Origin of the sequence: Lyngbya confervoides BDU141951, assembly GCF_000817775.3 — a bacterium.
Lineage (GTDB): Bacteria > Cyanobacteriota > Cyanobacteriia > Thermosynechococcales > Thermosynechococcaceae > Lyngbya > Lyngbya confervoides.
Window position 1 is genome coordinate 26,969 of the sequence record NZ_JTHE03000066.1, and the last position, 8,296, is coordinate 35,264.

General features: G+C 55.6%; 9 protein-coding genes and 1 pseudogene. 1 reads left to right on the forward strand and 9 read right to left on the reverse strand.

All coding sequences use genetic code 11. The features are described from left to right. Positions 1–155 precede the first annotated feature (155 nt). Both QQ91_RS12445 and hemB read right to left on the reverse strand, forming a co-directional pair. The gene (locus tag QQ91_RS12445; protein WP_166282521.1) at positions 156–1,364 is read right to left on the reverse strand and encodes a 2,3-bisphosphoglycerate-independent phosphoglycerate mutase; all 1,209 of its coding nucleotides are present in this window, start codon (positions 1,362–1,364) and stop codon (positions 156–158) included. A gap of 79 nt (positions 1,365–1,443) precedes the next feature. After that, the gene (hemB, locus tag QQ91_RS12450; protein WP_166282543.1) at positions 1,444–2,415 is read right to left on the reverse strand and encodes a porphobilinogen synthase; all 972 of its coding nucleotides are present in this window, start codon (positions 2,413–2,415) and stop codon (positions 1,444–1,446) included. A gap of 250 nt (positions 2,416–2,665) precedes the next feature. Between hemB and QQ91_RS12455 the strand changes: the two genes are divergently transcribed. Beyond that, entirely contained in the window at positions 2,666–2,896 is a 231-nt protein-coding gene (locus tag QQ91_RS12455; protein ID WP_166282523.1) for a hypothetical protein, read from the forward strand. Between the two features lie 19 nt (positions 2,897–2,915). On the opposite strand, the gene QQ91_RS12460 is transcribed toward QQ91_RS12455, so the two are convergent. The 7 genes and pseudogenes from QQ91_RS12460 to QQ91_RS12485 all read right to left on the reverse strand — a co-directional run bounded on the left by QQ91_RS12460 (position 2,916) and on the right by QQ91_RS12485 (position 7,552). Next, positions 2,916–3,974: a CobW family GTP-binding protein gene (locus QQ91_RS12460; protein WP_166282525.1), complete on the reverse strand. Its 1,059-nt coding sequence runs from the start codon at positions 3,972–3,974 to the stop codon at positions 2,916–2,918. 74 nt (positions 3,975–4,048) lie between these two features. Continuing rightward, positions 4,049–4,495, reverse strand: coding sequence for a SufE family protein (locus QQ91_RS12465; protein WP_166282527.1), 447 nt, complete (start codon positions 4,493–4,495; stop codon positions 4,049–4,051). A gap of 38 nt (positions 4,496–4,533) precedes the next feature. Next, positions 4,534–5,514, reverse strand: a complete 981-nt coding sequence (locus tag QQ91_RS12470; RefSeq protein WP_166282529.1) for a CobW family GTP-binding protein — start codon at positions 5,512–5,514, stop codon at positions 4,534–4,536. A gap of 4 nt (positions 5,515–5,518) precedes the next feature. Then, on the reverse strand, positions 5,519–6,169 hold the full coding sequence (gene folE / locus QQ91_RS12475) for a GTP cyclohydrolase I FolE (RefSeq protein WP_201277451.1): 651 nt from the start codon (positions 6,167–6,169) through the stop codon (positions 5,519–5,521). Continuing rightward, positions 6,166–6,510 (reverse strand): hypothetical protein, encoded by a 345-nt coding sequence (locus QQ91_RS12480; RefSeq protein ID WP_166282531.1) that lies wholly within the window; start codon positions 6,508–6,510, stop codon positions 6,166–6,168. Before QQ91_RS12480 ends, folE begins: the two co-directional genes overlap by 4 nt. A gap of 43 nt (positions 6,511–6,553) precedes the next feature. Further along, positions 6,554–6,760, reverse strand: a pseudogene (locus QQ91_RS21735) (type II toxin-antitoxin system VapC family toxin); the annotation flags it as partial. A gap of 15 nt (positions 6,761–6,775) precedes the next feature. After that, entirely contained in the window at positions 6,776–7,552 is a 777-nt protein-coding gene (locus QQ91_RS12485; RefSeq protein WP_166282533.1) for an IS1 family transposase, read from the reverse strand. Between the last annotated feature and the right edge of the window lie 744 nt (positions 7,553–8,296).

Genomic DNA, 8,296 nt, shown 5'->3' on the forward strand with positions numbered 1-8,296 from the left:
CTTGATGCTCCCCCGATGGTTCGCCACGAGGCTGTCTTCTTGTCCAGAACTGAGTCAGAATTGCCTCCAGTCCATTGTTCTCAAGGGCATATTTCTGAGACAGTTCCGGCACTTTCCCTAGAGCCTGAGGGCCACAGGAGGGGAGGGAACAGGGGTTAAGCCCCGTATTTTTTCAAGCGACCGGCATGGGCCAGGGCCAATCCCATTAAGTCTAGCCCTGGGCGCTGCCCTAGAGATCCCTGCAGGCAGGCGAACTCATCAAAGTGTTTTACTGGGTCAGCCCGCACGTAGGGTGAATGAATGAGCACCGGCACCGGATGCCAGCTGTGCTGGCCCATGGTTGCGGGCGTGGAATGATCCGACGCCACGACTAGCACCTCGGGATTCAAGGATAGGGCGATGGGCAGCAGCTGATCAAAGGCCTCAATGGCGGCGACCTTAGCCTCAAAGTCTGAATCTTCTCCCCGGCTATCGGACTGTTTGACGTGCAGAAAATAAAAGTCGTAGTCGGCCCCATAATGGTGCTTTAGCCCCTCAAATCGCCCTTGGAGTCCACCGGGTGGCGGTGGCACATCCATCCCGATCAGGCGGCTCACTCCCCGATACATGGGGTAATCCGCCAGACAAATCCCCCTTAACTTAAAGCGATCCACCAGGGAGGGAAGGGGCTGATACTGTTCAAAGCCTCGCAGCAAGATCGTGTTGGCGCTTTCTTCATGGTTCAGGATCCGCTGGACCTGCTCTAGAAAAGCGCCCACGTGGGCTGCGGTTTGCTCGGCCTCTGGATGTTGTGCCTTAGGCGGCAGGGGCGATCGCCCGGTTTGCTGAGGGTCGGTATCCTGAATTTCTCCCCTCAAGCCCGTCCCGCGCAACACCAGCACTGCGCGGTGTTCACTCACGGTCTCAAAATAGTAATCGACCGCTAAATTCACCTGCTCGCGGATCCGCTGACAGATCTGCTGATTATCGTCCGTGGCAATGCGCCCGGCCCGGCGATCGCAGACTTTGCCTGCTGAGTCCAGGGTGGCAAAGTTCACTCGCGCCGCAATGTCCCCTGGCTTCAGGTCAAATCCAATGCCCAGAGCCGCAAGAACCCCTCGGCCAATTCGATACTGCAAAGGGTCATAGCCAAACAGGGTCAGGTGACCCGGACCGCTGCCGGGCGTGATACCAGGCCCCACCATTTCTAGCAGCCCACAACTTGAAGATTGCGCCAGCTGATCCAAGTGCGGCGTGTGCGCGACCTGAAGCTCTGTCCCCCCCTGTTCAGGGTCCGGCAGCCCCCCCAGCCCATCCAGAATCAAATAAACAATTTTCCCTCCCTGCTCCCAGGCCAGGTCTTCCCAAACGGTGGTGATATCCATCGGCGAATGTCAGTGCTGCGGTCAATCGGCTAGGGTCATTGTTGCAGCACTTGATCTCAGGAAACAACCGCCAAAAGTATCAAATGTCCGATGTTAATTGTTGGGCCACCTGCTTTGCAAAATAGGTCAAGATTAAATCGGCCCCGGCCCGCTTCATGCTCAAGAGCGTCTCGCGCACCACTGAATTTTCCTCAATCCATCCCTGCTGCGCTGCGGCCTTAATCATGGCGTATTCGCCGCTGACATTGTAGGCCACCACCGGAAGCGTGATCTGATCTTTGATCCGTCGGATAATATCCAAGTAGGCCAGCGCTGGCTTCACCATCACCATATCGGCCCCTTCGGCAATATCAAGCTGCACCTCCTTCAGCGCTTCTCGCCCATTGGCCGGATCCATCTGGTAGGTTTTCTTATCGCCAAACTTAGGCGCTGACGCCAAGGCCTCCCGAAACGGTCCGTAGTAGGCGGAGGCATATTTAGCCGCATAGGCCAAAATCCCCACCTCAATCCACCCGGCGGCATCTAAAGCGGCGCGAATCGCACCGACCCGGCCATCCATCATATCGGAGGGCGCGACGATATCTGCACCGGCCTCGGCCTGGCAGAGGGCTTGGCGCACCAGCACCTCCACCGTGGCATCGTTGAGAATGACCCCGTCGCGCACAAGGCCATCATGGCCCTGGCTGCTGTAGGGGTCGAGGGCCACGTCGGTGATCACGATCAAATCTGGATAGGCGGCTTTAATGGCGCGGATTGCTCTCGGGATTAAGCCCTGGGGGTTGTAGCTCTCGGTGCCTGCATTGTCTTTTTGCGCTGCGGGAATCACCGGAAACAGCGCGATCGCCGGAATTCCCAGCCCCTGAATCGTCTCTAGCTCCACCAGCAGTTGATCGATCGTGTGGCGATCGCAGCCCGGCATCGCCGCAATGGGGACACGCTCACCGCTACCCTCCATGACAAAGACCGGATAGATCAGATCATTCACCGTGAGTGGCGTCTCCCGCACCATGCGCCGCAGTCCCGCCGTTCTTCGCAAGCGGCGGGGACGCATCCCAGGGGCGATCGCCGCTGAGTCCGTCACAGCAGGGGCGGGTGGCGGAACAAAGCCGTCCAATCCAGGAAGCGCCAGGACATTATCGGGAAGAGGATCAAGAGACATCATGAAATAATAACGATAATCATTATCAAAATTTTAGAGAGTTGATGGGCTTCTGTCCAGGATTAAGGAAGCCTGAGCGGGGCAGTGCCAAACGACGGAGAGATTGGCTAGGATAGTGCTCAACTCATTCAACTGCGGGATTATGAAGCATCAACCTCATCTGTTAACGGTTTTGGGGTGTTCCAGCTCACTGGCCCTGGCCCTGACCCTGAATCACCCGGCGATCGCGGCCCCAGCCGACCTGAGTCACGCCCCGGCCCATCCAGACGATGTCCCCATGACCGCTCTGGTGCAGTCCAGCTCAAATCCGATTCTGGATGCCCTGAGCTGTAGCTGTGCGAGCTGCGTGATGGCCCAAAGTCGATCCTGGTAGGGATGGTTAGGCCGGATTGTTAGGCCAGACAGGCCGCTAACTGGGCCTGTAATTCCCCTGGCTTGAGGTTCCGACCAATCAGCACCAGCTGGGTCTTGGGCGCTTTGGGCCAGGTATCGACATTCAGGGTGTAGCGTCCTCCGCTGAGCTGAAAGATGTAGCGGGGGACGTTGTTTTGAAACCAGAGAAACCCCTTAGCCCGAAAAACATCTACAGGCAGGGTTTCCGTTAGAAAGTCCTGAAATTTCTCGAGCTGAAAGGGGCGATCGCTTTCAAAGGACACCGACATAAATCCATCTTGCTCCAGGTGCGAAGCGGCATGGTCATGGGAAGGATGCGCCGGATGGGAATGGTGTTCCTGATGGGATGGGTCTTCCCCATGGGCGAGATCTGAGGCCGGATGCGGAGGGTGATCTGAGGCCGGCAGAGCCGGGTAATCGCGGCCGGTAAAGCAATTGGTCTCTAGGATAAAGCCAAGGGGAACCTGGCTATTGCAAGCTTCCAGAATTCTAGCGCCTGCCTTTTGGTTCATAATCCAGGTTTTGAGTGCTTGAACCTGGGAGGCTGACGCGAGATCTGTCTTGTTCAAGACAATGATATCGCCGTAGAGAATTTGATTCATGGCGGCGCTGCTGTGGAAATGATCCGCCGTGAAGCTGCCGGAGTCCACCAGGGTAATGACCGCATCCAGGCGGGTTAAGTCGCGCAGATCGGTTCCCAGAAAGGTGAGGATAATCGGCAGTGGATCGGCAACGCCGGTGGTTTCAATCACCAGATGGTCGATGTTATCCGAGCGTTCAAGGATCTCGTAGACCGACTGCACCAGGGTTTCGTTAATTGTGCAGCAGATGCAGCCATTGCTGAGCTGCACCATGTCTTCTTCCACGGAAATCAGCAGCTGGCTATCAATGTCAATGTCGCCAAACTCGTTCACCAACACCGCCACTTTTTGCCGGTGCTGATTTTGCAGAATGTGGTTGAGCAGAGTGGTTTTACCGCTGCCGAGAAACCCGGTAATAATCGTGACGGGCATCCCGCGCTTAGGAACTGCTAGGGGGGCCGCTGGAGCCAGGGGCATGGTTATTCTCCTGGAAGTTACTAAAGGGACAAAACAGGAACAAAAAACAAGATTTAGGGGGGCAGGGGCGCGGCCTAATCCGCTGGCGGCGCTGGCTGAGCCAGGGCGATCGCCTGCCGCTGCAGGGCACAAAAGATGTTGTAAAACCCGTTGCTGCGGGAGGGGGTAAGGCTTAAATTCAGGCCCGTGCGCTGAATGAAGTCGGGTGAGAGCGCGCCAATTTCCGCCGGGGGTAACCCATTGAGTCCCGCGACCAACAGTCCCAGCAGCCCCTTGGGAATCAGCGCATCGGCATCTCCCTGAAACGCGACATGTCCCTCCACAGCTTGGGCATAGAGGTAGACCTGAGAGATACAGCCAACGACTTTGTACTGAGGTTGCTTGAACTGGGGGGACAGGGGGGGAAGCCGCTGGGCAAATCCAAGCAAATATTCGTAGCGGCGTTTGGGATGATCGATGCGCTCAAACTTGGCCACGATGGTTTCCAGGTTAACTGGCAGGGCAGGAACAGGCGCAGACATGGGCGATCTCTCCAAAGGGCGAAACAACAGGGGACCGGTCACAGGGGGGCGGCTAAACAGTCGGCCAGCTGCCCCCGCAGCCGTTGGGGGTCTAAATGGCGTCCGATCAGCACCAGCTCGGTTTTTGGCGGCCCCTGCCAGGCGTCATCCTGGAGGGTAATGCGCTGACCGCAGAGCTGAAACACATGGCGATCGCGGCTTTCGGCAAACCACAGGACGCCCTTGCCGCGAATCACCGCCCGCGGCAGTTGGTGCTCTAAAAACTGCTGAAAGGCCCGCAGGCTTAAGGGGCGATCGCTGCTAAATTCAACACTGGTAAAGCCGTCATCTCGCAAATGCGAGGAAGGTCGCCCCTGCAGAGCCACGGCCAGCGGGTCTTGCACCAACACCTCGCGGCGGGTCAGATGCACATCTAAGATTAAGTCCAGCGGCACCTGACCATAGGTGGCGGTCAAAATCCGAATCCGGGGACGCAGAGCGGTGAGATCCGCCGTCAGACCCTCTAGCCGCGCCGCTGAGACACAGTCGGACTTATTGAGAATCAAAATATCCGCGTAGGAAATCTGACGACCTGCCGCCTGGCTCTGGTAGGGGTCTTGGGACTCAAAGGTTTCGGCATCCACCAGAGAAATCACCGCATCCAGACGGGTGAAATTCCAGAGCTCCGTGGCCAGAAAACTCTGCATAATCGGCAGCGGATCTGCCACCCCCGTCGTTTCAACCATTAGATAGTCCACCGCATCGCGTCGGGCCAGAATGCCGAGTACCGCCTCCATCAGGCTGTCGTTAATCGAGCAGCAGATGCAGCCATTGGTCAGCTCCACTTTGTTTTTGTCCTGAGAGCGAATGAGCTGACTATCGATATCAATCTGGCCGAGCTCATTCACCAACACCGCCACCCGTAAATCCACCACCCGCTCCAGGAGCTGATTGATGAAGGTGGTTTTACCGCTGCCGAGAAAGCCCGTAATGACGGCCACTGGCAGCTTGGCTTCAGGACAGGAAGGACGATCAAACATAACCCTATCGGAACTCAGGACGATGCTGAATTAAATCCATAAATTCCTGGCGCGTGCGCGAATCCTTGGCAAAGGCACCGCGCACCGCACTGGTGACCGTCCAAGATCCTGGCTTTTGCACCCCGCGCATCACCATGCACATATGAGACGCCTCCACCACCACCGCAACGCCCTGGGGCTGAAGCAGGCCCTGCAGGGCATCCGCAATTTGGGCCGTGAGCCGCTCCTGGACCTGGAGCCGACGACCATACATTTCGCAAATGCGCGCAATCTTCGACAGGCCAATCACCTTCCCGTTGGGAATATAGGCCACATGGGCTCGGCCTAGAATGGGCAGAATGTGGTGTTCGCAGGAGCTAAATAGATCAATGTCGCGCACCAGAACCATTTCATCGGTGTCCTCCGTAAAGACCGCGCCGTTGAGCAGGTCATCTAGGGACAGTCGATAGCCCGAGGTTAAAAACTTCAGAGCTTTCACCACCCGCTTTGGGGTATCCCGCAGCCCCTCACGGTCCGGATCTTCGCCTAGACCAAGGAGCAGGGTGCGCACCGCGGCCTGCATATCGGCTTCGGTCACTGGGGCATCAGCTGTCGTGGGCGGCAGAGACAACCGCAGGGGGGAGTCGGGGGCGCAAGAATTGGGAAAAAGGGTCATCGTTTATCCTTTATATCAGGCGAGTTAGGAAAGAAAAAGTCCACCCGTTCTTCCGCCAGGGGCAGGCGATGGTGGTAGTAGTCTGCCAGTTCTGCCCCCTGGATGGGATGCTGGCTGGGATTGTCAAAGAAGGCTTTGACCCGGAGATACCGACGCAGACCGGCGGCACCCGCATCGGCACAGGTAGCCGCCAGGAAATCCTCGGGAAAGGTTTCACTCACCTGCAACCAAGCTGCCTGCAAAATTTGTTCAATTTCCACCGATGGCGCTTGATCCATCAGCGCCTCTAGTCCTTCTAAGAGATCGATCACTGGGATCAAGGCTGCGTAGTCCTCAGCCATGACTGAATAGTTCTCCCGCCAAAAAACAGAATGATAATCATTATCATACAACATCGTCTAGAGCCTCAACTGATTTCCAGGGGCGATCGGGTTCTTGGGCGCAGCGGTAGACTCGGACATTATTGCTGACCAACGTAGCTCCAAGACTTAAAGCATGGGCCGCAATCAGCATATCCATTGCCCCGATGACAAGCCCCCTACTTTCTAGATCGCTTCTAATTGCGCCATAGGCGGTCGCAGCAGCTTGATCAAACGGTAGTCTATTTTAGTAAAGGATAGAGAAAATAGCGCTGGACTTGTTTCCTGCAATCTTTTCTCTGATCAGGCGGTTGTACTCGTGGATAAAGTTCCAAATAGCACCAACATGATTTTCTAGTTTCTTAGAGAAGGAGAGTGTTTTCCTCACCAATCGCGACACCCTCTGCCTCAATGTGTTGTTGAACCTTTCGATATAGCTCGTCAAACCACTCTCTTTCCCCACTGCACGATGACGCGTTGCCGGAATGGCTGTTTCGTATGCCTCCCAGTGATCTGTGTGGACTACAGCACACTGCCTGTACACGCCTGGCATCGATTGCCATAATTTCTGCGCTGATTCTCGGGAGCGATGGTCTCCGACCGGCCTTAGGCCATCGCCAATATGACAGCCAATCACTTCTCGGGTCTGAGCATCGATTGCCAGCCAGACCCACTGTTTATTGCCCTTCTCATCAACAAATGACCACAGCTCATCCATCTGCACCTTCAGCTTCCCTTTGGATTTGGGCACGACTTCCACAGACTGAGGCACCGCTGCATAGCAAGTATTGACATAGTGTTGCAGCCAGTTTTTTGAAACATCAGTGGTTCTAGCGATGCCTGCCAAAGGAATTTTCTCTAGCAGAAGGAGGTCTACAAACCCGAGGGTATCTTTATCTTTTGGCTTCCATTGCGGGTTTTCAACAAACTGCCGATTGCAGTCTCGGCATTTGTAGTTTTGTTTACCTCGACGGGTTGTCCCATTCTTTGAAATGTCATGGGAGCCACAAGTTGGACAAGTCATCTCAACTTTCATCTTCTCTACTGGTTTGAAACTACAACAGAAACGCCTTGATTTTCTTCTATCCTTTACATTAATGCACTACCCGTCGGCTTACCTGAAAATGAAGATTCCCAGGACTCTATCGGGGTTTCCTCGTTCCGCACGGGGTGGAGATGCGATTGCCTTAGGACTCCTCTTTACTCCGGGGGCGGGGTGTTCTTAGTTGGTATTTAGACGCTACCAACCCCCGTATGCCCCACTATTCTCGTATCAGCCATTTCGAGAACTATAAATTAACGAAGCCTTCAAGGATTCACTTGCGTTATCCTTAGCAACGCTCGGCTGAGCTTGTCGAAGTCCTTGCCCTAGCCCGCACCCTCTTGTTGGCTCTGAAGATGCTGCGACACTTAACCTCGTCTGCTGATGCTGCCCTCCCATTACTGGTTGAACATTCCGAGGCGGACATCCGCCTGAACACTGGCGGGGAAAGACTTTTGGGAGTCTCTCCAACTCCCCCGAACGACTTCGAGTCGCGCGCATAACGGTTGAGTTCAGCGGCGGCAGATAGCCCTAAACTTCATGGCAGATCACCTAAATACGCCGCTACAACGATTTGTTATACCGCCACGGCTAAGCTAATCAGCGTCAGGCTTCAATGGTGTCATCGGACGGTGGATGCCAACCGCCATGAATCCACAGACGACGGGCTTTAACGATCGCTCCCTCATTATGCTCTAGGTCATTCAAATCTAGGCGGTCGCACGT